The 23,146-nt window shown below is 69.1% G+C and carries 20 protein-coding genes; 15 read left to right on the forward strand and 5 right to left on the reverse strand.

What is annotated here, in order from left to right; all coding sequences use genetic code 11:
* Positions 1-480 precede the first annotated feature (480 nt).
* Complete coding sequence (locus tag LQ566_RS08405; protein WP_231091164.1) at positions 481-3,036, forward strand: helix-turn-helix transcriptional regulator; 2,556 nt, start codon at positions 481-483, stop codon at positions 3,034-3,036.
* Positions 3,033-4,505 (forward strand): phytoene desaturase family protein, encoded by a 1,473-nt coding sequence (locus tag LQ566_RS08410; protein WP_231091165.1) that lies wholly within the window; start codon positions 3,033-3,035, stop codon positions 4,503-4,505. The genes LQ566_RS08405 and LQ566_RS08410 overlap by 4 nt, the downstream gene beginning before the upstream one ends.
* 10 nt (positions 4,506-4,515) lie before the next feature.
* Here LQ566_RS08410 and LQ566_RS08415 read toward each other — a convergent pair whose 3' ends face one another.
* Positions 4,516-5,625: a fatty acid desaturase family protein gene (locus LQ566_RS08415; protein WP_372459793.1), complete on the reverse strand. Its 1,110-nt coding sequence runs from the start codon at positions 5,623-5,625 to the stop codon at positions 4,516-4,518.
* Positions 5,626-5,797: 172 nt separating this feature from the next.
* A complete protein-coding gene (locus LQ566_RS08420; protein ID WP_231091166.1) occupies positions 5,798-6,001 on the reverse strand; it encodes a cold-shock protein in 204 nt (67 codons plus the stop codon).
* A gap of 129 nt (positions 6,002-6,130) precedes the next feature.
* Between LQ566_RS08420 and LQ566_RS08425 the strand changes: the two genes are divergently transcribed.
* The 5 genes from LQ566_RS08425 to LQ566_RS08445 all read left to right on the forward strand — a co-directional run bounded on the left by LQ566_RS08425 (position 6,131) and on the right by LQ566_RS08445 (position 9,010).
* On the forward strand, positions 6,131-6,364 hold the full coding sequence (locus LQ566_RS08425) for a hypothetical protein (protein ID WP_231091167.1): 234 nt from the start codon (positions 6,131-6,133) through the stop codon (positions 6,362-6,364).
* 271 nt (positions 6,365-6,635) lie between these two features.
* Positions 6,636-7,073 carry a DUF2871 domain-containing protein gene (locus LQ566_RS08430; RefSeq protein ID WP_231091168.1) on the forward strand — a complete coding sequence of 146 codons (438 nt, stop codon included), beginning with the start codon at positions 6,636-6,638 and terminating at the stop codon, positions 7,071-7,073.
* A gap of 19 nt (positions 7,074-7,092) precedes the next feature.
* Complete coding sequence (locus LQ566_RS08435; RefSeq protein WP_231091169.1) at positions 7,093-7,602, forward strand: hypothetical protein; 510 nt, start codon at positions 7,093-7,095, stop codon at positions 7,600-7,602.
* Between the two features lie 75 nt (positions 7,603-7,677).
* A complete protein-coding gene (locus LQ566_RS08440) occupies positions 7,678-8,214 on the forward strand; it encodes a VOC family protein (protein WP_231091170.1) in 537 nt (178 codons plus the stop codon).
* The gene (locus tag LQ566_RS08445) at positions 8,207-9,010 is read left to right on the forward strand and encodes a MerR family transcriptional regulator (protein WP_231091171.1); all 804 of its coding nucleotides are present in this window, start codon (positions 8,207-8,209) and stop codon (positions 9,008-9,010) included. The genes LQ566_RS08440 and LQ566_RS08445 overlap by 8 nt, the downstream gene beginning before the upstream one ends.
* A 79-nt stretch (positions 9,011-9,089) precedes the next feature.
* Here LQ566_RS08445 and LQ566_RS08450 read toward each other — a convergent pair whose 3' ends face one another.
* Entirely contained in the window at positions 9,090-9,941 is an 852-nt protein-coding gene (locus tag LQ566_RS08450; RefSeq protein WP_231091172.1) for a helix-turn-helix transcriptional regulator, read from the reverse strand.
* Between the two features lie 94 nt (positions 9,942-10,035).
* On the opposite strand from LQ566_RS08450, the gene LQ566_RS08455 reads away from it, so the two are divergent.
* Both LQ566_RS08455 and LQ566_RS08460 read left to right on the forward strand, forming a co-directional pair.
* Positions 10,036-10,971, forward strand: coding sequence for an SDR family oxidoreductase (locus LQ566_RS08455; protein WP_372459781.1), 936 nt, complete (start codon positions 10,036-10,038; stop codon positions 10,969-10,971).
* 87 nt (positions 10,972-11,058) lie between these two features.
* Positions 11,059-11,967: an NAD(P)H-binding protein gene (locus LQ566_RS08460; protein ID WP_231091174.1), complete on the forward strand. Its 909-nt coding sequence runs from the start codon at positions 11,059-11,061 to the stop codon at positions 11,965-11,967.
* A 207-nt stretch (positions 11,968-12,174) separates the two neighbouring features.
* On the opposite strand, the gene LQ566_RS08465 is transcribed toward LQ566_RS08460, so the two are convergent.
* Positions 12,175-13,086, reverse strand: coding sequence for a LysR family transcriptional regulator (locus LQ566_RS08465; protein WP_231091175.1), 912 nt, complete (start codon positions 13,084-13,086; stop codon positions 12,175-12,177).
* An 87-nt stretch (positions 13,087-13,173) separates the two neighbouring features.
* Here LQ566_RS08465 and LQ566_RS08470 point away from each other — a divergent pair, with 87 nt between their 5' ends.
* Positions 13,174-14,190, forward strand: a complete 1,017-nt coding sequence (locus tag LQ566_RS08470; RefSeq protein ID WP_231091176.1) for a YeiH family protein — start codon at positions 13,174-13,176, stop codon at positions 14,188-14,190.
* 80 nt (positions 14,191-14,270) lie between these two features.
* On the opposite strand, the gene LQ566_RS08475 is transcribed toward LQ566_RS08470, so the two are convergent.
* Entirely contained in the window at positions 14,271-15,755 is a 1,485-nt protein-coding gene (locus LQ566_RS08475) for an APC family permease (RefSeq protein ID WP_231091177.1), read from the reverse strand.
* Positions 15,756-15,887: 132 nt separating this feature from the next.
* On the opposite strand from LQ566_RS08475, the gene LQ566_RS08480 reads away from it, so the two are divergent.
* The 5 genes from LQ566_RS08480 (at position 15,888) to LQ566_RS08500 (ending at position 23,116) form a co-directional block, all read left to right on the forward strand.
* Positions 15,888-16,436: a TetR/AcrR family transcriptional regulator gene (locus tag LQ566_RS08480; RefSeq protein ID WP_231091178.1), complete on the forward strand. Its 549-nt coding sequence runs from the start codon at positions 15,888-15,890 to the stop codon at positions 16,434-16,436.
* A 109-nt stretch (positions 16,437-16,545) separates the two neighbouring features.
* Positions 16,546-17,868, forward strand: coding sequence for an NAD(P)/FAD-dependent oxidoreductase (locus tag LQ566_RS08485; protein ID WP_231091179.1), 1,323 nt, complete (start codon positions 16,546-16,548; stop codon positions 17,866-17,868).
* 4 nt (positions 17,869-17,872) lie between these two features.
* On the forward strand, positions 17,873-18,844 hold the full coding sequence (locus tag LQ566_RS08490) for an AraC-like ligand-binding domain-containing protein (protein WP_231091180.1): 972 nt from the start codon (positions 17,873-17,875) through the stop codon (positions 18,842-18,844).
* Positions 18,831-20,240: an aldehyde dehydrogenase family protein gene (locus LQ566_RS08495; RefSeq protein ID WP_231091181.1), complete on the forward strand. Its 1,410-nt coding sequence runs from the start codon at positions 18,831-18,833 to the stop codon at positions 20,238-20,240. Before LQ566_RS08490 ends, LQ566_RS08495 begins: the two co-directional genes overlap by 14 nt.
* Positions 20,241-20,407: 167 nt before the next feature.
* Positions 20,408-23,116: an alpha/beta hydrolase gene (locus LQ566_RS08500; protein WP_231091182.1), complete on the forward strand. Its 2,709-nt coding sequence runs from the start codon at positions 20,408-20,410 to the stop codon at positions 23,114-23,116.
* Positions 23,117-23,146 lie beyond the last annotated feature (30 nt).

Consider the following 23,146-nt stretch of genomic DNA (forward strand, 5'->3'; position numbering starts at 1 on the left):
CGGGGCAGTGGGGGGATTACTGGGGGAACCGAGAAGTGAGGGTACGAGTGGGGGATTTTGACGCGGTGTCGGGAATCGGGCACTGGGGTCGCTATAACTGGAGATGCGGAATCCCCCAGTCCGGCTCGCAGCATCTCACGGTGCGCATACCATTGCGCGCGTGAAAGGACGGGGCGATGACCGACCGGATCGACCCGATCCGGCAAGCGTGTGAAGAGTGTCTGGGGGGACGATCGGCTATGGTTCGTGGTCCCCGGGGCGCGTACCCGACTGCGCCTCTTGCTCGTATGCACGCGTCGCCCGCCCGTCACGGATCCACTCCGAGGCCACGATGTCGCAGGTCAGCGACGCACCGCCGCGCCCTCCTTCGGCCCTGCACCCGAGGAGGACCGCCCGGCACCGCCCGCACCCTCCGTGTCCTCGGCCCGCCCCCGCACCCCCGACGGGCCCCCGCCCCTCCCAGAACCAGGTCCCCCCGCCATGGCTCACGCACACTTCGTTCCGCACCTCCGCGCCGATCAAGTCCATCGCTCGGCACTCGTTGAGGCTGCGCTCAGTCAGCCTGCCCCGCTGACCGTTCTCGACGCCGCCGGCGGTATGGGAAAGACAGTCCTCGCCAGCCAGATCGCGCACGAAGCGGCACGCCGCGGTACGGAAACCGTCTGGGTGTCCTTCAGCAGGGACCAGCGTGAATGCGACACCGCCTGGGACCTCATCGTCGACACCCTGGCGAGGGCCGGTGTCGTGCGACCCGGCCAGCTCACCGCACCGGCGCCGGGTGATCCGTTCACCGAACGCAACGCGTGGTATCCGAGAGCGGAGATCGACGAGCTCCTCCTGGTGATCGATGATCACCACCTCATCTGGCGCCCGGACTCGCGCTTCACCGAGTTCGTCACCCATGCCCTCGAGGCGGCTCCCCGCGTGCGGATGCTGATCTGCGGACGGGACCTGTCCGGACTCGGCAGCGATCCGCTGCGCTCGCGGCTGGCGGCCCGGGTGTTCGACGATGCGGCACTCGCGTTCACGGAGACCGAGGTGGCACAACTCGTGCGGCGGATGCGCCCCGACGCCGACGCCGACGCCGCCGCGCGCATCACCCGCCGGGTCCACCGCCGGCTGCGCGGGTGGCCGGCCGCGACCCAGGCGGCCCTGGCGATGCCGCACGGTCTGCACGCGGAGGACCATTCGGCGCACGTGAATGAGAGCTTCCCCCGGGCCGTGCTGCGACGGCGGCTGCGCGAGGCCGATCCGGCGAGTGCGGCTGCCATCCACGCCGTCGCCTTCGCCGGGGAGCTGTCCGCCGAGGTGTGGAGCCGCGTCGCCGCCACGGAGATCGCCTCTCCGCGGGTGCTGCCGCATCTGTCCACCGACCTGCTGCTGTCGCGACGAGATGCCGACGGCACGGTCTGGTACCGGCACCACGATGCCGTACGCGAACACGTTCGCCGCATGCCCGAGCACGGCTCCACCGTTGCGGACAGCGTCGAGGCGGACCGCATGATCGCGCTCCTCCACGCGTACGACCCGGCGCTGGCCCTGCGAGGTGCGGGTGAGCTCGGCCGCTGGGACGAGGTGGACAGAATCCTGCACGCGGACTTCACGGAGGCGATGCTCGCCCCCGGCGGTCCACTCGCCCCGCTCCTTCCGCAGATTCCCCGTGACGTCATGCGTGACTATCCGCTCTTCAGCGCCCTCGAGACCTTCGAGGAGATGTACCGGCCCCGCGGGCGTGAAGGACTCATCCTCGCGAAGCTGCAGCGGATCATGATCGATATGGAGCCGTTCACCGCCGACGACGGACCCCACGGGGTGGTCGCCTCCGCGGCGCGACTCACGGCGGCGTGCTTCGCGGGCGAACCCGCGCTGATCCGCACGATGAGCGATCGCATCGACGACATCCTCACCGACCTGTCGGGTGAGGAGCTTCGTCGTGCCGAACGCACCCTCGCATCGGCCGCCAACCAGCAGGCATCGGGGCTCTTCTACCTCGGCGAATTCGACCGGGCCGAGGCCATCACCCGGCGAGTGACCACCACGAGCACCACGGGGGTCACCTCCGCCGTGCTGCGCGCCATGGCGATGTCCGCGCTGATCGCCGCCTGGCGTGGCGACATGCGAACCGCCGGTATCCGTCTCCGTGCGTGCGAGTCCGCGTTCGCCGAGCGCACCGCCGACGACCTCGCCTCGGCCACGGCTCCCCATGCGGTCGCCCGGGCGCTGTGGCTGCGAGAATCCGGCCGGTACGAGGATGCCGCCGGCGTGGTGGCCCACCTGCTCAGCGACGACGCGCTCGCTTTCGAGTTCTGGCCGTACGTCGTGTGGCTGGACACCGTCCTCATCGAGTCCATGATCGGTCCCCACGACGCGCTGGCTCGCCTCAAGCGCCATCTCGAGCTGCGATCACCACACGCCCCGCTGCTGTCCGAGTGGCAGCTGCTGCTGGACGAACTGCGCGCCCGGCTGAGCTTCCGGCTTTCGATGATCCACTTCGAGACCGATCTCCCGGCGGGCGAGAACCTGGTGGGAGCGTATCGCGCACTCGCCGAAGGCGACCCGCATCGCGCCGCGAACATCGCCGCCGGCGTGGCGGTGCAGTCCACGCGACGGGGAGACTCCCGTCGTCAGCTCCACGCCCTCCTGGTGGGCGCGGAGGCCGAGGCCGCGACCGAAGAAGGCGGCGCGGCCAGCGACCTCACCACCCACGCGGCGGCTCTGGCGGAAACCTGCGGACTGCGCACCACCGTGATCCGCCCGTCGTCCGGGCCCGCCGACGCGACGGAGGCGGCCATCGCCACCCCGTACAACTTCCGCGCGCTGTCCCCCGCCGAAGTGCGCGCCCTCCGCGAGGTCGACATCGCCGGAAACGCCGTGCGCGCGGCCCGCTCACTGTTCCTCAGCCCGCACACCGTGCGCGATCAGCTCAAGTCCGCGTACCGCAAGCTCGGTGTCTCCAACCGTCAGGAGGCGATCCAGGTGGCGTACCGGGTGGGGATCCTCGGGGCCACGGCGGCGGAGGAGGAGGCCTCCTCGTGACGCGGGATCAGGGTGTCGCGGTGGTCGGATCGGGACCCAACGGCCTCGCCGCGGCCGTCACGATGGCTCGGGCCGGGCTGGCGGTGACCGTGTTCGAATCCGCCGGAACGATCGGCGGCGGTACCCGCACGATGGAGATCGTTCAGCCCGGGGTGCTGCACGATGTGTGCTCCGCCATCCATCCGATGGCCCTGGCCACCGGGTTCTTCCGCGCATTCCAGCTGGAGCGTCGCGTGCGATTCGCCGTCCCCGACGCGTCGTATGCGAATCCGCTCGACGGCCGGCCTGCGGCGATGGCCTATCGCGATCTCGACCGGACCGCCGCCGAACTGGGGCGCGACGGCGACGCCTACCGGAACCTGTACCGTCCGCTGCTCCGTTCGCTGGACGGCGTCACCGACGTGGCCCTCGGCGGCAGCATGCTGCGGGTACCGCGCGACGTCGTGGCGGCGGCCACGCTGGCTGCGCGTGTCCTGGAGCAGGGCAGCGCGCTGTGGGACGTGCGCTTCCGGGACTCCGCGGCACCCGCCCTCCTCGCCGGAGTAGCGGCGCACAGCATCGGACCGATGCCGCGCCTGTCCACCGCAGCGGTCGGCCTGGTGCTGGGGGCGCTCGGACATGCGGGCGGATGGCCGGTGCCGATCGGGGGCTCGCGGGTCATCAGCGACGCCCTCGAGGCCGATCTGCGTGCGCACGGCGGGAGGATCGAGACCTCCCGCGAGATCGAGGATGTGCGCGAGCTCGCCGGGTATCGCACCATCTTCTTCGACACGTCCGCGCGGGGCCTGGCACGGATCGCCCGAAGGGCGCTTCCCACCGCCTACCGGCGCCGCCTGCTGAATCTCCGGTACGGGAACGGAGCCACCAAGGTGGACTTCGTGCTGGACGGACCTGCACCGTGGAGGGATCCGCGGGTGGCAGAGGCGCCCACGGTGCACGTGGGCGGTGATCGATCCGAGATCGCACGCGCGGAACGCGACGTCGCACGCGGACGTCACCCCGAGCGGCCGTACGTGCTGCTGGCGCAGACCGCCCGGTTCGACCCATCCCGCAATCCCGCGGGGACAGAGGCGATCTGGAGCTACACGCACGTCCCGCGCGGGTCCGACGTGGACGTCTCCGAGGCGGTGCTCGCCCAGCTGGAGCGCTTCGCGCCGGGCTTTCGGGAACGGATCGTCGCCATGCGCGTCACCACCGCGGAGGAACTCTCCCAGTACAACGCGAACTATCACGGCGGTGACTTCAGCGCAGGGGCGGTCACCCTGCGGCAGCTGCTGGCACGTCCGACACTGTCGGCGGACCCGTGGCGCACACCGGTGCCCGGGGTGTATCTGTGCTCGTCGTCGACGCCTCCGGGTCCGGGTGTTCACGGTCTTGCCGGCTGGTACGCGGCGCGCTCGGCACTGCGTCACGACTACGGGATCACGTCCGTCGACCTGAGCGCAGACGCGTCGTCCTCACTGCCGTGACCGTGACCGATCAGACGCGGCGGTACTGCCTGACCATCGGGCAGTCGAACGGATCGCGCGCAGCGAGACCGACCGTGTTGAGGTAGTCGATCACGATCGCATACGAGCGCCACAACGACGTCTCGGCATAGGGCACGCTGTGCTTTGCACAGTACTCGCGCACGATCTCACGCGTGCGCGCGAGCTGGGGGCGGGCCATGCTCGGGAAGAGGTGGTGCTCGATCTGGTAATTGAGGCCACCCATGAGGATGGTGGCCCACCATCCCCCGCGGATGTTGCGCGAGGTGCGCACCTGCTTGGAGAAGAAGTCGAGCTTCGCGTCCGGGGCGATCACCGGCATGCCCTTGTGATTCGGCGCGAACGAGGCTCCCATGTAGACGCCGAACACGGCGAGCATCACGGCGATGAAAGCGAACGCCATCCCGAGCGGCAGCACCAGGAAGACGGGGATCAGCACCAGCGCGAACCGTGCCACGATCATCGAGAGCTCCGACCAGCGATCCGTGACCGGACCGCGAGAGAGCAGGTGACGCAGGCTCTGGGAGTGGAGGTTCAGCCCCTCCAGCGTGAGCAATGGGAAGAACAGCCATCCCTGCCGCGCCGTGATCCACCGGCGGAGCCCGCGGGCCTGCACCGCGTCGACCTCGAGGAAGGAGATCGTGTCCACGTCGATGTCCGGGTCCTTGCTCACCCGGTTGGGGTTGGCGTGGTGGCGGCTGTGCTTGCTGTTCCACCAGGAGTAGCTCATGCCGACGACCGCGGCCAGCACGCTGGCGAGGCGGTCGTTCGCGGGCCCCGTGGCGAGGATCTGCCGGTGCCCCGCCTCATGCGCGAGGAAGGCGACCTGCGTGAAGAGAATGCCCAGGGCACCCGCGATCAGCAGCTGGAACCAGCTGTCGCCGAGCAGGATGAAACCGGTGATCGCGCCACCGAAGCCGACGGCGATGGCCAGCGCTGTCAGCGCGTAGAACCAGCGGCTGCGGCGGAGAAGGCCCGTCTCGCGCACCACCTGGGCCAGTTCGGTGTAGGCGCGAGCGATCGGGGGAAAGTCCTCGCTTCGCGCATACGTCTGACGGATGGGACCGAGGGTGCTGACCGGGTCGGCGGTGATGGAGGAGATGAGGACATCGATTCTGTGAGCAGCCCCGTTGCGCGACTGGTGCGGAAGCGCCGGGCATGTGCCGGCGGCTTCCCCCTCACGCTACGTGGCAGCACATGCCGCCGATCGAATACGTCCCGGAATACGACAGCGGGAGGGCGCGAATACTCGCGCCCTCCCGCTGTCTCAAGATTCAGAGAACCTGGATGTTCGCAGCCTGCATGCCCTTGGGGCCGCGCTCGGCGTCGAATTCCACCTTCTGGTTCTCCTCAAGGCTGCGGTAGCCGTTGCCCGCAATCGCGCTGAAGTGCGCGAACAGGTCGGCAGAGCCGTCATCGGGAGCGATGAAGCCGAAGCCCTTGTCGGAGTTGAACCATTTGACGGTGCCAGTGGCCATAACGTCATTCCTTCTGTGCTTGGGACCGCGTGTGCGATCCCCGTAACCGTGACGATGCCGCCGCGGAGCTTTGCGGGCGATACGCGAATGAGCGCTCGCCGGGGGAGTGGATGTCGCGGATACGAGAGCGTGGGCGGCATCGAGCGCATCGCGAGCCTCCGCCAGGGTGGCGGCGTACGCGAGCGGCACGGCGTGGGCGTCGTGCGTGACGAATCGTCCGGCGTCTTCAGCGACGAAGCCGGCGAATTCGCCGTGCAGGGTCGCGACGTGAACGTCGTGGTCGGCCTGACGCCACACCAGCTGGGCAGACGTCGGCGGAGGAGGAAATGCAGGAAAAGTGATGAAAACAGCCAATCAAAGTGACGGGGCGTGCACCGACTCTGGTGCCGCGGGGCAGGTGATCCGAGGAACACCCACTCGAAGTAAAACGAGCCATGAAGCCGGTCCGAAGATCTTCGGGGGAGAAACGCGACTTCAGTTGCCTGAACGCACAACTCTAGCAGATCAGGACGAAGCGCGCGGCCCTCGTCCGAAATGATGAGGCGAAGTTCACCCGTGTTCACGATGCGGCGGGTGCGCCCTGCTGCTGAAGTGGATGACGGCTCCCCTCCCTCACCGCAAGACAGGACGTCCCATGAAGAAACTGCTCTACGCCGCGTTCGGCTACCTTCTCATCGGAGTCGGTTCCGGACTGTTCTACCGGGAATTCACGAAGGCGAACGACTTCCCCGAGGGCGCGGCCACACAGCTCGGGCTCGCCCACACGCATCTGCTGACCCTCGGATTCATCGTGCTGCTGATCGTGCTCGTCATCGAGAAGGTGTTCTCACTGTCTCGCAGTCCGAAGCTGTTCGCCTGGTTCTTCTGGCTCTACAACGCCGGCGTTGTGCTCACCTCCGCGATGCTCGTCTGGCATGGGATCCTCACGGTCCTGGGTCGCGAAGCGGGCGGGATGATCGCCGGAATCGCCGGCCTCGGTCACATCCTCATCACCGCGGGACTCATCATCTTCTTCGTCGCGCTCCGGCGAGCCGTGAGCGACAGCACCGCCGACGTCGCCGCGGTCGCCTGACGGCGTTAGGCTCGGCCGCATGACCCTCGAGGACCTCCTGCTCCGGCTCGACCGCATCGCGGGCGGACGTCAGGCCGGCGTCCTCATCTCCCCGGAGCACCGCGCGCACCCGCGCACGCGCCGCGCCTTCACCTGGATCATGTGGCTTCTGGTGGCCGAGCTCGTGCTCGGTGCCGCTGCGGTCGTGTTCGCCGTGGCCCAGGCGGCCGCCGGGGAATCCGTGCCGTTCGCGGTCTGGATGCGAACTTTCATCGTCTTCGCGATGACGGTCACACTGTTCTACTTCGCGTGGCGCGCTGCGCGCGGATGGCGGTGGGCCTATCTCCGATTGCGGCTGTTCTCGCAGATCTTCCCCGTCATCACGCTCGTGATGGCGGCTATTCCGGGACTGTATCCCGCGTGGATGGTCACCGAGCAGATCGTCTTCAGCCTGATCATGATCGGGGTGGCCGACTTCCTCACCAGCGATCACATGAGAATGGCCTTCGCTGCTCCGAAGGACGGCGAAGCAGGTGACACGCCCGCCTAGCGGTACCGGCCGACAGGTGGCCGGCGAGCTCCCCGATTTGACCCTCACGTTGCGTGAGGGCAGAGCGTGGAGTCCATGAGCACCTACTACAACGCCTTCGAGGTGAGCCCGGTCCCCGCCCCCGGTCCCGACGCGGTCGCCCCCGAGCCTTTCCACGGGATCTACGGGATGCCGTCCTTCGTGACGATCCCGACGGCCGATCTGACCGCGTCCGTCGACTTCTGGACCCGCGGCCTGGACTTCTTCGAGCTGTTCAGCGTGCCGGGCCAGCTCGTGCACCTGCGCCGATGGGCGTTCCAGGATGTCCTGCTGGTCCCGACCACGTCCGTTCCGGATCGGGTGCCGGCGGTGAGCTTCAGCTTCGCGTGCGTGTTGAGCCAGGTCGACGGCCTGGTGACCACGTGCCGCGCCCACGGCGCGGGCGTGGTGAGTGAGCCCCGGGACACGCCGTGGGGCACCCGCGATGTCGACGTGATCACGCCGGAGCGCGTTCGAGTCGTATTCACTGCCGCGAAGCCGTTCGACCCCGCCAGCCAGACCGCCAGGAACCTCGAAGCGATCGGCATCACCGCGCCAGAGCCCGACGGGGAGAAGAATGGAGCGCATGCCTGATCACCGCGACGCCGTGGATCTGACCGTGGGTCAGGCCTCGGCCCGCGTGGGCGTGACGGTGCGGACCTTGCATCACTGGGATGAGATCGCCCTCGCGAAGCCGTCGTCACGGTCAGCTGCCGGGTACCGGCTCTACGCCGAGGCCGACCTGGAGCGGCTGCGGCGCATCGTCGTCTACCGCGAGCTGGGGCTCAGCCTGGACGCCATCCGGAGCATCCTCGACGATCCGGATGCGGCCGTTGTCGATGCGCTGCGTGCCCAGCAAGACCAGCTGGCGACACGGATCGAGCATCTCAACGCCCTGAGCGATGACCTGGCCCGAATGGCCGCTGCCCACGAACGCGGTCTGCTCCTCACTCCTGAGGAACAGACCGCGACGTTCGGGCCGGGGTGGGATCCGCAGTGGCCGGTCGAGGCGCGGCACCGTTACGGCGATACTCCCGAGTGGAGGCAATATGCCGAACGCTCTGCGTCACGTACCGCAAAGGAGTGGCAGGCCGTCGCCGATGGGGCCACGGCGCTCGATCAGACATTGGCCGATGCCATGGACGCCGGAGTCGAGCCGGGGAGCCCCGCTGCGGACGTTCTCGTGGAACAGCACCGCGCGGTGTTCTCGGCCTACTTCCCGATCACCCGGCGCATGCAGGTCGTCCTCGGCCGTATGTATGAAGCCAATCCGGAGTACGCCGCCCATTACGACGCGATCCGCACCGGCCTGGCTTCGTGGTTGCGAACCATCATCGACGCCAGCGCGCGGACCCACGGCATCGACCCCGATGCGGCCTCGTGGGAGTAGAGGTCGCACGCCCTCACCGGGATGGGGAGTCGCGCCATGACCCTCCGCCCGCGATCCCGCAGGACAGCCGTGCGAGGCGTCACGCGACGGTCAGCGGCGTCCGCGGTGCGATCGCCCCGAGAAGCCGCAGCTTCTCCTGACTCTCCGAGCCTGGCGCCGCAGTGTAGACCAGCAGGGCGTGCGCCTGCTCGGGATCGAGCAGGGTCTGGCAGGTGAGGACGATCTCGCCCAGCTGCGGGTGGCGGAACCGCTTGACGGCGCGGGGTCGCAACCCCACCTCCTGCCGGTCCCAGATGGACCGGAACTCCGCGCTGAGCTCACGAAGGGCGCGTCCATACTGCCCGGCGCGCGAGTCATCGCCGCGCCGGGCGATCACCTCGCGCAACCCCGACACCCACAGGCGGGACAGGAACTCGTGCTCGCTCGGTTCGTACAGGTCCCTGCTGCGAGGATCGCTGAACCACCGATACCCGAGGCTTCGCTCCGGCCCGCGCAACAGTGCCGTACCGCCCGTGAGCGCGACGCCCAGCGGTGTCTGCCGCAGGGTCTCTCCCAGTTCCGTGACCACCTCAGCCGGGGTGTCGGCCAGCCGATCCAGGATCCGCAGCATGCCGGGACTGACATGCTCGCTGTCGGCGCCGCGCGCAGGTGGCTGGTGCCCGGCCAGCCGGAACAGATGATCGCGTTCGTCGACGCTGAGGTGCAGGCCCAGGGCGATCGCGGCGAGCATCTGCTCGGAAGGGATCGGACCGTCGCCACGCTCCAGCCGGGCGTAGTAGTCGGGCGACATATGGCTGAGCCCCGCGACCTCCTCGCGTCGCAGCCCCTCGGTGCGCCGCCGCGAACCTCGCGCCAGCCCGACGTCTTCTGGTTGCAGCGACCCGCGCCGAGTGCGCAGGAACTCGGCCAGAGCCGTTCTGTTCACCGTCATCGGATCTCCCCTCGATCAGCACGATCCTCGCATCCATGCGGCGGCGTATCCACGACCTGGGAAGTCCTGGATGACGCGGAAGTGCCGGCACAGGATGAGAGCCATGAACTCGCATCTCGATCTGCCGTCACTCACCCACCAGCGCGCCGTGGTCACGGGCGCGAGCGATGGGATCGGCCTCCGTATCGCCACGCGCCTCGCCGAAGCGGGCGCCGACATCGTGCTCCCCGTGCGCAACTCCGCGAAGGGAGAGGCCGCGATGGACACGATCCGCGCCGCCGTCCCCGCCGCACGGGTGCGTAGCGAACAGCTGGATCTGTCAGAGCTGGCATCGGTCGCCTCGTTCGGTGCGATGATGCGGGACCGGGGCGAGCCGATCCACCTGCTGATCAACAACGCGGGCGTCATGACACCGCCGGCGCGGCAGAGCACGGGCGACGGCTTCGAGGTGCAGCTGGGGACGAATCACCTGGGCCACGTGGCGCTGATAGCCCAGCTGTTCCCCCTTCTTCGCGCAGGCCGCGCACGAATCACCTCGCAGGTGAGTGTGGCCGCGAGCCGCGGGACGATCGCGTGGGACGATCTGAACAGCACGCGCTCCTATGACGGCATGCGTGCCTACCGGCAGTCGAAGATCGCGCTCGGGCTGTTCGCCCTGGAGCTGGACCGCCGGAGCGCGCGCGGCGGCTGGGGCATCACCAGCAACCTCTCCCACCCGGGAGTCGCGCCCACGAGCCTGCTGTCGGCGCGACCTGAGCTCGGTCGCGCGACGGACACGCCGGAGGTCCGGATGATCCGCTGGGCCTCGGCACGCGGACTGGTCGTCGGAACGCCGGAGACGGCGGCCCTTCCCGCCCTGCTGGCTGCCACATCCGGCCGCGGGGGTCTGCTCTTCGGCCCCCGCGGCCTCGGGCACCTCGGCGGCATGCCCGCGGAGCAGCGCCTCTACCGGCCGCTGCGCAGCGTCACCGATGCGGAGCGCATCTGGGAGGTGTCGGAAGGGCTCATCGGCACACCGTTGCCCAGCTGACTCAGGCGAGTACCGCGAGAGGCCGGCCCAGCGCACCGGTCAAGGAGATTGTTGCCTCCGGAGGGCGCGGAGCGTACGCTTTTGAACATGTTCAGTAATTCACGATCGCCTCGCATCGCGATCACCGGCGGCACCGGCTTCGTCGGCCGGCATCTGGCGGGTCGCTACCCGGAGGAACAGGTCGTGCTGGCATCGCGCCGGAGCGGCGTGGACGTCACCGATGCCGAATCGCTGGCGCGCGCCTTCGAGGGGTGCGATGTGGTCGCGCACTTCGCCGGGATCAACCGGGAGATCGGCTCCCAGACGTTCCAGCGCGTGCACGTGGACGGCACTGCCGCCGTGATCGACGCCGCGCGGCGAGCCGGGGTGCGCAAGCTCATTCTGCTTAGCTTCCTCCGTGCCCGGCCAGGGACGAACTCCGGGTACCACCAGTCGAAGTGGGAGGCAGAGGAGCTGGTTCGTGCATCAGGGCTGGACTACACGATCCTGAAGGCCGGCATGATCTACGGCCGCGGGGACCACCTCGTGGACCACCTCAGCCGCACGGTCCAGACCCTGCCGCTGTTCGCGGCGGTCGGTCTCCACGAGAAGCCGATCGCACCGATCGCGGTGGAAGAGCTCGTCGACGTCACCGTCGCCGCCATCGACGGCCGGCTCCCGCGGAGCACGGTGGCGGTGCGGGGCGGCGAGACCCTGATGCTCAGCGACGCCGTCCGGCGTGTGGCCGCCACGATCGGACGACGGGTGTGGGTTCTGCGCGCACCCATCGCCTTCCACTACGTCCTCGCGCAGCTGGCCGAGTGGACGATGCGCGTACCGCTGCTGGCCAAGGCCCAGGCGATGATGCTCGCCGAGGGCGTTGTGGAGGCGGCACCTCCCGCCGACGAGCTGCCCGACGATCTCGCCCCTCGTCGACTCTTCGACACCGACGCCATCCGTGCCGCACTGCCCGACGCCGGACGTTTCGGTCTCGCGGATCTCCGCGGGCGCGGATAGCCACCGTCCTGCGGCACGCTCACCCCGCGTCATGGAGCGAACGCGGGAGGACGGCCGGCAGGCATGCTCTCGCGGGCGCGGGGACGCCGAGGTCCATATGCCCGTACGGGCATATGGACCTCGTCGGCCCGATCGGTGATCGCTGCGGATATGACGAAGTGCCAGTCCCTCGGGAGCCCGGTCAAACTCGGAGCGCCCGCCACGGCGTCAGCCCGACGCCGTTACGGCGGCGACGACCTCCAAGAACTTGCGCGCCGTGGCGGAGGGCTCGGCCCCCAGCCACACAGCCGTGAGAGGACGTTCGATCCGCAGCCCACGGATCGGCACCGGCACGAGCCGGGCGGCACGGATGTCATCGGCCACCGCAAGGGCGCTGAGGGCGCCCGGGGCGAGCCCACCCATCACAGCGCTGCGAACGGCGAGGGTCGTCGAGAGCACCGCGGCAGGAGCCGCGAAGTCGCCGTGACCGGCATGGGCCAGCGCGTCCTCCAGCGCCTGTCGCGTGCCACTTCCCACTTCTCGAACCACGAGGCTCGTGGCCGCCAGGTCGGCGGCAGACACTCGACCGCGCGTCGCCCACGGATGCCCACGGGGGACCACCACCACGATGGCGTCGCGGGCGACGACGACGGATCCGAGATCGCCGGGGGCGACGGGAGTCTCGACGAAGCCCAGGTCCGCGGAGCCGGAGCGCACCGCCTCGATGACGGCCGTGCTGTTCGCGGCCTCCAGCCGAATGGCGGGGCCGTCGTCGCCCGTCGAGACACGCCACGCGGCCACCCAGGCAGGCATCAGGTGTTCGGCGATCGTCAGGCTGGCCGCGACCCGGACGGTGCCGCGCCGGTCGGTGCGGAGTGCCGCGGTGGCCGCGGCGAAGTCATCGGCGGCGGCGAGCAGCGGCGCCGCCCACCCCACCACGAGTTCACCGGCCGTCGTCAATCGGGACCCTCGGGCAGAGCGTACGAGCAGGACGGCATCCAGTGACGACTCCAGCGCCCGGATGCGCGCGGACACCGCTTGCTGACTGATGCCCAGGTGCGCGGCGGCAGCGGAGATGCTGCCGCCGGTCGCGGCGAGCGTGAGCGCACGTACGGCGTCGAGGTCGGGTTCTGCAGCCATGTTCGCTCCTTCGGTCACAACCATAGCTTGTGACCTGAACGCGAACGCGGACTGCCGCCCGACCCCCGTCGGCACAAGCCTGGAGTCATGACCATCTCCCCCGTCGTTCGGTCCACCCTTCCCGGAGTGGGCGTGTGTCTCCTCGCCGCAGGCGTGTCGTACGCGGTCAGCCGTGTCGTGCCGGGTGCCAGCGCCCTGATTGTCGCGATCGTCCTCGGCGTGGTCGTCACGAACACGGTTCCGATCCCGACGGCGCTCACGGGCGGCATCGACTTCTCCGCGAAGAAGCTGCTGCGTGCGGGCATCGTGCTTCTCGGGCTGCAGGTGGCTCTCACGGACATCGCGGGCCTCGGCGTACCCGTCCTGATCGTGGTGGCGGGCATCGTCGCGGGCGGGCTCCTGGGCACCCTGCTGCTCGGACGCCTGCTGCGAGTGCCCGCCGGTCTGACGCTGCTCATCGCCTGCGGCTTCTCGATCTGCGGAGCCGCCGCGGTCGCGGGTGCCGCCGGGGTCACGGATCCGGACGATGAGGCCGAGCAGGATACTGTCACAGCCGTGGCGCTGGTCGTGATCTTCGGCACGCTCATGATCGGGCTCATCCCTCTCGCCTCCGCGCTGCTGGGGCTCGATCCCCGAATTGCGGGGATGTGGGCGGGCGGCTCGATCCACGAGATCGCGCAGGTCGTCGCGGCGGGCGGCATCATCGGCGGCGGAGCGCTCACGGTGGCGGTCGTCGTCAAGCTCGCCCGGGTGCTGCTGCTGGCCCCGGTGATGGCGGCGCTGAGCGTCCGGGAGCGCCGTCTCAGCCGCCTCCACCGCACCGACGGGCCGTCCCGCAGACACCTTCCCCCGATCGTTCCCGCCTTCGTGATCGGCTTCATGCTGATGGTGCTCGTCCGGTCGTTCGTTCCGGTGCCCGAGCCCGTTCTCGCGGTCGGCGGTGCGGTGCAGACCACGCTGCTGGCTGCCGCGATGTTCGGGCTCGGCTGTGGCGTTCGTCTCCGCAGCCTGCTGCGCGTGGGCGCCCGCTCATTCGCCCTCGCAACCCTGTCGACGCTGCTGGTGACCGGCCTTGCCTACGTCGGCGTGACGCTCGCTGCCTGAGCCGGAACCCCGTTCATTGCGCGCGATTGAACCCTATTCGCGCGGAATTGGAGCCAGGTGCGCGCAATGAAACCGGGGGGCTACTCCGCCACGGAGCCGCCGCGGCCGATCTGCTCGTACGCCGCCGGGTCGGTGCGCCGGATGCGCAGCGCCCACGCGATCCCGGCGAATCCGGGCACGATGACGAGCGCGGGCAAGACGAAGGTGGCCGCGGTGGGCTCGTCCTGATCGAGCAGGACGTTGAAGTTCACGAGGATCAGGACCAGCACGATGAAGAGCGCCGCCCCCGCCACGACCGGAGCGATGAGGCGGCTTCCCGCACCCACGTCACGCGCGTCCCGGCGGAAGAAGCCGATCACGGCGAGAGCCACCACGAACATCAGGAGCACGAGCCCCAGCGCTCCGGTGTTCGTCAGCCAGGAGAAGAGCGTCACGACGGGGAAGAGCGGACCCAGCTCCGAACCGGCCCCGAAGGCCGCGAACACGAGAACCACGACCACCGCGATCGCGCTCTGGGTAAGAGACCCGGCCCACGGGGCGCCGTGACGACGGCGGAGGGCGGCGAGGCGCCCGGGAAGCACGCGTTCGCGACCGAGGGAGAAGAGGTACCGCGCCACGGCGTTGTGGAAGGAGACCAGGGCGGCGAACAGGCTCGTGATGAACAGCACCGACATGAGATCCACCATCAGGCTGCCGAACTGAGCTCCGATGAACCCGAAGAACAACGGCGGACCCGCCTCCTCCGGTGTGATGCCGCTTCCGGTGATCTTGTCCGATCCCACGGCGAGCGCGAGTGCCCACGACGAGAGGGCGTAGAACGCCCCGATGATGAGGACGGCGCTGAACGTCGCCCGCGCCACGGTGCGCTTCGGATCCTTCGCCTCCTCGCCGTAGATGGCGGCCGACTCGAAGCCCATGAAGGCCGCGATGCCGAAGACCAGAACCGCGCCGATCCCCGGCGTGAACAGTTCCGCGGGCGAGATCGGCCGGGCGGTGAAGCCTTCGGCAGGGTTCGCGAACGCAGCGATGTCGAACACCAGGACGGCCGCGAACTCGAGCAGCACGAACAGACCCAGCACGCGCGCCGAGAGGTCGACGCGATTCACGCCCATCACCGCGACGACCGCGATGCACACCAGCACGGGGATCCACCACGGCACGTCCCAGCCGAGCTTCTCGGCGAGAAGCGTGGAGACCTGAAAGCCGAACATGCCGTATATGCCGATCTGCATGCAGTTGTACGAGACGAGGGCGATGAGCGCAGCCCCCACGCCGACGGGCCGCCCCAGGCCCTGCGCAGCATAGGCGGAGAAGGCTCCCGCGTTCGTCACGAATCGGCTCATCGCCGCGTACCCGACCGCGAACGTCGCGAGGGCGATCGCGAGGACGACGTAGGCGATGGGGATCGCAACCGAGCCGGTCACCGAATACGCGGTCGTCGCTCCCCCGGCGATCACGGTCAGTGGCGCAGAGGCGGCGATGATCATCATCGTGATCGCGGGCGCGCCCAGGCGACGGCGCGTGGCGGCGGGGGCGGCGGTCAGCAGATCGGGCGAGGCGCTCATGGGAACTCCAGTGTTCATCGAGTGCAGGTGGGGTGCCGTCAGTCTCGTGCGCCGCGCACCACGGGCGTTGTCCGTTTCCGCACGGCTGTTGACCACACTCGCAGGGTGAGTTCGCGCCCGTAGGGTGATGTCGTGGTCAATTCTCCTGGACGTGAAGCCCTGCTGCGCTCGACCATCGCGGTCGTCGCCGATCAGGGGCTGCGAGCACTCACCTATCGCGCCGTCGCCGCCCATGCGGGGGTCTCCCACGGCCTGGTCCGCCACCATTTCGGCTCCCGTGACCAGCTCATCACGGCGGCCCTGGAGTACGCGGTGGAGGAGAGCCTGCGTGAGACCAGCATGCGCACGCCCTCGATGACGGCGGCGGAGTTCGCCTCCGGCATCGAGTCGGCCACCGGCCGGGACATGAGCGTCGAGGCGTTCCAGTACGAACTGCTCCTCGAATCGCGCCGGCGCCCCGAGCTGCGCGAGCACGTCACGCGCTACTACGAGGCGTACCGGCGCGCGACCACCGAGCGGATGCACGAGCTCGGCATTCACGACGACGATCTGATCGCCGCGATCTGGTTCGCCCTGGACGGCATGGTGCTCAAGGAGCTGGTGCTCGGCGAGAGTGCGGACATCGAGCGGGCTCTCGCACGCATCAGACGCCTGATCGCGGAGGTCGCGCGCACCAGCTGACACCGTCAGAGGCCGTCGAACGCCCGCGGAAATCGCTTGACTATCCATTTGGATAGTCCTAGTCTCGGCTCCACTGAGAACGAACCAAAGGCGGTTTTCCATGCACTCGATGCGCTCCCCTCACGTCACCATCGTCGGCGCCGGCTTCTCCGGTCTGGTCGCCGCGCGCGAACTGGAGGCGAACGGCGTCGACGTCTCGATCTTCGAGGCTCGCGATCGCATCGGCGGCAGGGCCTGGACGGACGAACGCCTGGGACACGCGCTGGAGATGGGCGCCACCTGGGTGCACTGGATGCAGCCGTTCATCTGGACGGAGATCGCGCGCTACGACCGCTCGATCCACCCGAGCCCCGTGGCCGACACCGCCTACTGGATCAGCGCCGGTCAGGTGCACTCCGGCACGGAGGCCGAACTGGACGCGAAGCTCGAACGCCCTCAGACGGAGATCTTCGCCGGCTCCCGCGAGTTCTTCCCCTTCCCGCACGACCCGCTGCACATCCTCGACAGCGCCGATGCGGACCTGATCGATCGCTTCCGCGCCGCCGATGAGGGCGGCGTGCTCGACGCGCTCCGCGACGGCGACTTCAGCCAGGAGGAGATCGACCTGGCTGATGCGTACTGGTCGGCCGGGTACAACGGCCACACCGCGAGCGCGTCCCCGCTAATGGCCAAGCACTGGGCAGCTCTCAGCGATCACCGGCTCTCCCTGCTGGACGAGCAGACCCTGCGGTACAAGCTGGTGGGCGGCATGCGCGGCATCTACGAGGCCATCGCCGCCGACCTCCGCGCCCCGATCACGCTGAACACCGCCGTCACCGCCGTGGCTCACACCGAATCCGGCGCCGCCGTCACCCTCGCCGACGGCACGGTCGTGGACTCCGACGCCGTGATCGTCACGGCACCGCTGGGAGCGCTGGACCGCATCGCGTTCGTGCCGGAGCTTCCCGCGGAGGCACGTGCGGTGATCGACGCCGGGTTCAACTCCACGGGTTTCAAGATCTGGATCAAGGTCCGCGGCCATCACTCCCTGATCGCCTACGCACCCACCGGACACCCCCTGGCCCTGATCCGCAGCGAGTACTTTCTCGACGACGACACCACGATCCTCGTGGGATTCGGGCCGGACCACTCGCGCATCGACCTGCACGACCCACAGAGCGTGCAGGAGATCATCCGCGCCTGGCGTCCCGATCTGGAGGTGATCGAGACGACCGGTCATGACTGGGTGGCCGACCCCTGGTCCGGACAGACCTGGGCAACGCCCCGATCGGGGCAGTTCCTCCATGGCTGGAGCCTGTTCCGGGACACCAGCACGCGGCTGCGATTCGCCGGAGCCGACTGGGCGTCGGGATGGAACGGCGTGGTGGTGGACGGCGCCATCGAGACCGGCATCACCACAGCCCGGCGACTGCTGGCCGACCTGAGGCGTTGATCCCGTGACCACGACAGTCCGGGAGCCTCTGCTGGACTTCTCCCAGTTCCGCACCGCGGTGAACGACTCCTTCGTCCCGCTGCAGGTCACCTCCGACCACCCCGACCCGTTCGCGGGCCGTATCCGTCATGCCGAGCGCGATGGCGTCCACCTCTCGCTCGTGGAGGCGACAGCGCACCAGGTGGAGCGCACACCCGCCCTCATCGCCGCGCAGCAACGGCACTGCGTCAAGGTCGGGATGCAGCTGAACGGGCGCGGAATCCTGGTGCAGGACGGTCGTGAGACTCTTCTCGAGCCGGGTTCGCTGAGCATCTACGACACCTCGCGGCCATACTCGCTGGCCTTCGACGGCCCGTTCCGCAACTTCGTGGTGATGATCCCTGCCGATCGCATCGAACTGCCGCTGGATGCCGTGTCCCACCTCACGGCAGCGCCGCTGCACCGAGCGGGCGGCGCTGCTTCGCTGGTGACCGGCTTCCTTCGCTCCCTCGCCGCAGACCCCGGGACCATTACGGGTCCGGTCGGCTCGCGCCTCGCCCGCAGCACGGTCGAGCTCATCGTCGCCCTGCTCTCACAGGAACTCGCCCACGCTCCCGCCGCGGCGGATCCCCGCCGGCAGCTGTTCGAGGAGGTGCTGCTCTACATCGAGGAGCACCTGCGCGAGAGCGATCTGGATCCCGCGCACATCGCCGCGGCGCACTTCATCTCGCCCCGCCTGCTGCACGCCCTCTTCCAGGAGAACGGGCGGAAGGTGAGCACGTGGGTGCGCCGACGCCGTCTCGAGCAGTGTCGTGTGCGTCTCGCCGACCCCGCGCTGGCACACCGCTCGGTGATGAGCATCGCCACCGACTGGGGCTTCACCGACCCCGCCCACTTCAGCCGCGTCTACCGTGCGGAATTCGGCTGCTCGCCCAGCAGCACGCGCACGACCGCGATCGACCACCACACGGAGGACACCAGCCATGCACACCTATGACGACCTGCTTGATGCCGTCGCCTCGGCCCACCACCCCGCGCGCGAGGTTCTCGATCCCGCCACGGGCGAGGTGATCGGCCGCGCTCCCGCCGGCGATGCCTCCCAGCTGGCACCGGCGATCGAGCGCGCGCGCCGCGCTCAGCCGGCGTGGGCAGCACTGTCCGACGACGACCGATGCGCCACGCTGTCACGAGTAGCGGATGCGGTCGAGGAGTCGGCCGAAGCGCTGGCCCTCCTGCTCTCCCGCGAGCAGGGGAAGCCGCTGAACGGACCGAACGCCCGCTTCGAGGTGGGCGCGTGCGTGGCCTGGCTGCGTGCCACCGCTGCGACGCCGCTGCCGGTGGAGACGGTCGTGGACGACGGAGAGACATACGCGGAACTGCATTACCGGCCGATCGGCCTCGTCGGAGCGATCACACCCTGGAACTGGCCGATGATGATCGCCATCTGGCAGATCGCGCCCGCGCTGCGGATGGGCAATGCGGTGGTCGCCAAGCCGTCGGAGTACACCACGCTCAGCGGACTCGCGCTGGCCGCGGTCATGAACGAGGTGCTCCCGGACGGCGTCCTGACGATGATCACCGGCGACGGCGCGGTTGGTGCCGCACTGGTGGCGGACCCCGCCTTCGGCAAGATCATGTTCACCGGATCCACGGCGACGGGGCAGCGCATCGTGGCGGCGTCCGCGCCGAACCTGACCCGGCTCACCCTGGAACTCGGGGGAAATGATGCGGGCATCGTACTGCCCGACGTCGACCCACGAGCCATCGCCGAGGACCTGTTCTGGGGCGCGTTCATCAACACCGGTCAGACGTGCGCCGCCCTGAAACGGCTCTACGTCCACGACGACGTCTACGACGCCGTGGTGGAAGCCCTCCACGAGGTGGCCGCGGGCATGCCGATGGGTGTGGGAACCGATGAGGCCAACGTTCTCGGGCCACTGCAGAACCGGATGCAGTGGTCGGTGGTCGACCGCCTCGTCGAGGCCGCACGTGACAGCGGAGCACGCATCGTGATGGGCGGGGATCCCGACCGGCAGGCACCCGGGAACTTCTACCCGACCACACTGGTCGCCGACATCGCACCCGAGAACCCGCTGGTGCTGGAGGAGCAGTTCGGCCCGGCACTGCCGATCGTCCGCTATCGCGATGTGGAGGAGGCCATCGCCCTCGCGAACGGGGTGTCGGTGGGCCTCGGCGCATCGGTGTGGACTGCCGACCGGGATCGGGCGCGGGAGATCGCGAGCCGGCTGCAAGCCGGAACGGTCTGGATCAACTCGCACGGCGGGGTTCACCCGCTCATCCCGTTCGGCGGGGTGAAGCAGTCGGGGTACGGCCTGGAGTTCGGCGTGGAGGGCCTGAAATCCGTGGCGGTACCGCAGGTGATCAACGGCTGACACCCGCAGCAGGACAGGGGATCCCGCCACCCTCGGGCGGGATCCCCTGTCCTTCGTTTTCCTCCAGGGCCTTCGCGACCCTTGACACCGGCGCGGGACGCCGCCATTCTGTGAGTGCCGAATTTACTACGTTGTAAATTCATGAGGAACGAGAGGAATCAACGTTGATGAAAACTCGCAGAGACACCGCGAACCGGAGGCGACGAATCGCAGCCGCGCTCACCGTCGCGGCGGTGAGCTGCGGCGCGCTACTCGTCGCCCAGCCCGCACTCGCTGACACCGACGGCAGCAGCGATCCGTGGATCTCGCAGCCCGCGGACGGGGTGCACCGTTTCACCGTCCCCCACAGCGCGGTTCTCGCCGCCGTGGGCACCACCCCCGCCACCGTGAGAGTGGAGGGGAACTTCGGACCCGGCCACGAGATGTCACTGCTGAACCTGGATCGCAGCGGCAACAACTGGGTGGCCAACATCGGCCCGCTCGCGCCCGGCCAGTACTACTTCCAGTACGAGGCGACTATCGCGGGAAGCGAGACCGAAGTCGGATTCCGCAACCCCGACACCGCGCAGACCGTGACCGCACAGCCGACCTGGAGCACGTTCTTCGTCGAGGGTGCATCGGCGGCCTGGCAGGCAGACGTCCCCGCCGGCGGTGAACTGACCACATTCACCTACGACAGCGTGGTGCAGGACGGGGAGCGGTCCGCGCAGGTGTGGACGCCGCCGAGCTACGATCCCGGTCGCGCCGAGCCGTATCCGGTGCTGTACCTGCTGCAGGACAGCGGCCAGGCGTACAGCGAGTGGACCGAGGTGGGGCGTGCCGCCCAGATCCTGGACAACCTCACCGTGGAGCAGCAGGCGGAGCCGATGATCGTCGTGATGGCCGACGGGACGTCGTCGGATGTGCGCACCGAGATCCTCGACAGCCTGGTCCCGGCCGTGCAGGACGAGTTCAACGCATCCACCGATGCCGCCGACCGGGCCATCGCAGGCATCGGACGCGGCGCCACGCAGGCGCTGAGCCTGATGGTGACCGATCCGGGCACCTTCTCGAAGGTCGGGTCCTTCTCCGGGAGTCTCCTGAGCAGCATCAGCGCCTCCCGCGCAGCGCTCATCAACGAGGGCACCGATCTGCTGCGTCTGTACGTCGGAAACGTCACCGACCGCTCGTACAACCAGAACGTCGCGCTGGCAGCGAAGCTCGACGCCGCGGGGGTCGAGTATGAATCGGACGGTTCCGACCCAGCCTCGGGTGATGTCTGGGAGACCTGGCAGCGTGCCCTGCACGACTTCGCGTCGCGCGTGTTCACACCGGTGGACGAGCACGGCATGAGTGAGGGCCACAGCGCGCTGACGGAGGCTCATTCGCTGCCTGCCCCCGGCACCACCCCCACCCCGTGGATCGAGGAGAACGGCGTGGTCACGTTCGAGACCGCGGAGTTCGCCACCGCGAAGAACGTGAACGTGTGGGCGAACTGGGGACCGGCCGGCGGCTGGTTGCGCATCCCGATGGTCCGCGACGGTGACCGCTGGCGGCTCACGGTGGCCGGCCTGGAGGGTGGCTCGTACTACTACCGCCTCACCGGCGACCGCGTGGACCGCAAGGACACCGGCAACCCCACGGTGGTCAACTCCGAGCCGAACTGGAGCACCTTCTACGTCGACGGCGACACGCTGCGCGCGCAGTTCACACGGGACGTGGCTCCCGAGCTGCGTGGCGAGGTGACGACGATGAGCTACACCAGCACCGCGAACGCCGAGAGCCGTTCCGCGTACGTCTGGACGCCTCCGGGCTACGACCCCGACCGCGCCGAGGCCTACCCGGTGCTGTACCTGCAGCATGGCGGCGGGCAGACGTGGAGCGACTGGATCCAGGTGGGCCGCGCGGCCCAGATCCTGGACAACCACTACGCGCTCGGCAACATCGTGCCCATGGTCGTGGTGATGGCGAACGGCAACGGAGTGGACTTCCCGCGGGAGATCACCGACGCGATCGTCCCCGCTTCACTCGCCGGGTACAACGTGAGCTCCGACCCGGAGCGACGGGGCATCGCGGGACTCTCCATGGGCTCGGGGCACGCGCTCGGCACCCTGTGGGCGAAGCCGGGTCAGTTCGCCTACATCGCAGGCTTCTCCGCCTTCAGCGCCCCACCGGCGAACGCCGACGTAGCGGCGATCAATGCCGGCACGAAGCTGCTGTCGATCTACACCGGCGACATGCAGGACTTCACCTATCAGAACACCCTCACCCTGGTGGATGCCCTGGAGTCGCGGGGCATCGCGCATGAGTTCAACCCGCCGATCCCCGGCCCCCACAGCTGGGATGTCTGGCAGAAGGCGCTGATCGACTACCTGCCGAAGCTCTTCACGGCGGACACCAGCTCCGGGATCCCCGTGACGGCGTCCATCGCCGAGGGCGAGAACGGCGTGCTCGCGCTCACCGTGGCCGACTTCGGCGACGGCGTGGCACTGTCGGCGCCTCAGAACGCCGGTGATCGCCTGCGCCTGACCGGAGCGCTGCCCGAAGTCGAGGTGACGGACTCGCGGACCGCGCAGCAGGCGGGTCTCGGCGGATGGACCGTTGCCGCACAGGCGCGGGCGTTCACGTCAGCCGGTCGGACGATCGACGCGGGCCACCTCGGGTGGACACCTCGGGTGCTCACGCCGCGTGACGGTGTGACCGCCGGAGCGCCAGTCGCCTCGGTGCTCGACGGCGGGCTCGGCCTGGCGACACCGGGTGAACTCGCCAGCGCCAACGCCGCGGGGCGCTTCGGACAGGCCAAGCTCGACGCCGAGCTGAGGCTGGAGGTCCCGGTCGACGTTCAGCCGGGCCAGTACACCAGCGTCCTGTCCGTTTCCCTGTTCCCGGTCGACTGACCGCGAACCCGACAACGCGCGGCCGATCGG

This window comes from Microbacterium nymphoidis, assembly GCF_021044885.1.
Taxonomy (GTDB): domain Bacteria; phylum Actinomycetota; class Actinomycetes; order Actinomycetales; family Microbacteriaceae; genus Microbacterium; species Microbacterium nymphoidis.